At 68.1% G+C, this 1950-nt stretch carries 1 protein-coding gene; it reads left to right on the top strand.

Annotated features, from left to right (window positions below):
• The first annotated feature begins 108 nt into the window (after positions 1-108).
• Positions 109-1899 carry an IS481 family transposase gene (locus Q9G87_RS60225; RefSeq protein ID WP_305925673.1) on the top strand — a complete coding sequence of 597 codons (1791 nt, stop codon included), beginning with the start codon at positions 109-111 and terminating at the stop codon, positions 1897-1899.
• Positions 1900-1950 lie beyond the last annotated feature (51 nt).

Genomic DNA, 1950 nt, shown 5'->3' with positions numbered 1-1950 from the left:
CTGTCGATGTGAGGGCTCAGGACATGCTTAACCGTTCGTTCTCGGGACACTATTGACAGATCGTGGCATGATGCTCGCCCAGAGTGACTGTGAAGTCGGGTGGCGAGCGTGGATCAGCAAGCTCTGGTGGAGTACCGGTACCGGGCTGTACGGGAGGTTCTCGGCGGATCACCGATCGGGGAGGTCGCGGCCCGGTACGGAGTCTCGCGGCAGTCGCTGCACGGCTGGCGGAAACGGTTTGAGCAGGAAGGCATGCCGGGACTGGCCGATAGGTCGCGGCGGCCCAAGTCCAGCCCGCGCCGGCTGCCGGCCGAGGTCGAGGCGCTGGTGTGTGAGCTGCGGCGGGAGCACCCACGATGGGGCGCCCGGCGGATCGTGCATGAGCTGCGCCTGCGGGGAGTGGATCCGGTTCCCGGCCGGGCGACGGTGCATCGGATGCTCGTCCGCAACGGGCTGGTGCGGCACCAGGAGCAGGAGCATCAGCGCAAGTACCGGCGCTGGCAGCGCGAGGCGCCGATGCATCTGTGGCAGCTCGACCTGGTCGGCGGCGTACCGCTGAGCGATGGCCGCGAGTGCAAGATGGTCACCGGGATCGACGATCATTCGCGGTTCGTGGTGATCGCAGCGGTGGTCGCCGTGCCATCGGGACGAGCGGTGTGCTCGGCGTTCACCGCGGCGATGCGCCGCTACGGGGTGCCGTTTGAGGTGCTCAGCGATAACGGCAAGCAGTTCACCGGTCGGCACAATCGGCCGCAGCCGGTGGAGGTGCTATTCGAGCGGGTCTGTCGGGAGAACGGCATCAACCAGCGGCTCACCAAGCCCCGCTCGCCCACCACGACCGGGAAGATCGAGCGCTTCCACAAAACGCTCCGCCACGAACTGCTGGATCATGTGGCGCCGTTCGAGTCGCTGACCGCCGCCCAGGACGCCATCGACGCCTGGGTGCACGCCTACAACCATCAACGGCCCCACCAGGCGCTGAACATGGCGACCCCGGCCAGCGTCTTCCGCCCGCACGCCCCCACCTACTCCGACGGGCAGCCCCCCGCCTACGAGGCCGGCCAGGAACCAGCGCCGCTGCGGATCGATGTGATCGAACCACCGGCGGAGCGCCCGGATGAGTCGGCGGTGGAGTTCGAGATCCGCGTCCCGCCCAGCGGAGAGGTCACGCTCGTTCCCAGTCGGCAGCGGTTCTCCGTCCCCAGGGGACTGGCCGGACGGACATTGACCGTCTGGGCCGATCTGCGCAGCCTGCACGTCCTGCTCGACGGCCACCTGGTCCGCACCATCGTCTCCCGGCTCCTGCCCCAGGACCTGGCCTACCTGGTAATGCGCTATGGAGCCCGCCCCGCTGGACCAGCACCGGCAGCGGCCGCGCTGCGCCGCATCAACGGCAACACCCAGCTGGCCGCAGGCCAGGCAGTCGAGATCGATCGCATCGTCCAACGCGACGGCCACGTCACCATCGCCGGGATCAAGTGCCAGATCGCTTTCGCGCTGGCCCGGCGCACCATCACCATCCGGCTGGACGGCCACCTCATGCACGCCATCGCCGACAACGCCCTGGTCGGCACCTGGCCCTGCCCCATCACCGCCGACCGCGCCGCCCGGCTACCAGGCGCGCGCACCGCAGCGACCCCGTTACCACCACCACCGCTGCCGGCGGGATCGATCCGAGTGCAACGACGCGTCCATGCCAGCGGCCGGTTCATGGTGAACAAGCAGTTCATCAAACTCGGCCCCCGACACGCAGGCAAGCTCGTCACCGTCGTCATCGAAGACACCCACTATCGGGTCCTGCACGGCGAGGAAGAACTCGCGATCAGGCCCCGCCGCGACACCACACCCGTCACCCGTCTCTACGTCCGAGGCAAGGGCACCCAGCCCGACGGACGTTAAGCATCTCCCGATGACAAACGGTTAAGCATGTCCTGGGACCTCACATTGACA

This window comes from Nonomuraea turcica, assembly GCF_030718205.1.
Classification (GTDB): Bacteria; Actinomycetota; Actinomycetes; order Streptosporangiales; family Streptosporangiaceae; genus Nonomuraea.
The sequence above is the reverse complement of the archived record's forward strand: the minus strand, read 5'-3'. Positions and strand labels throughout refer to the sequence as shown.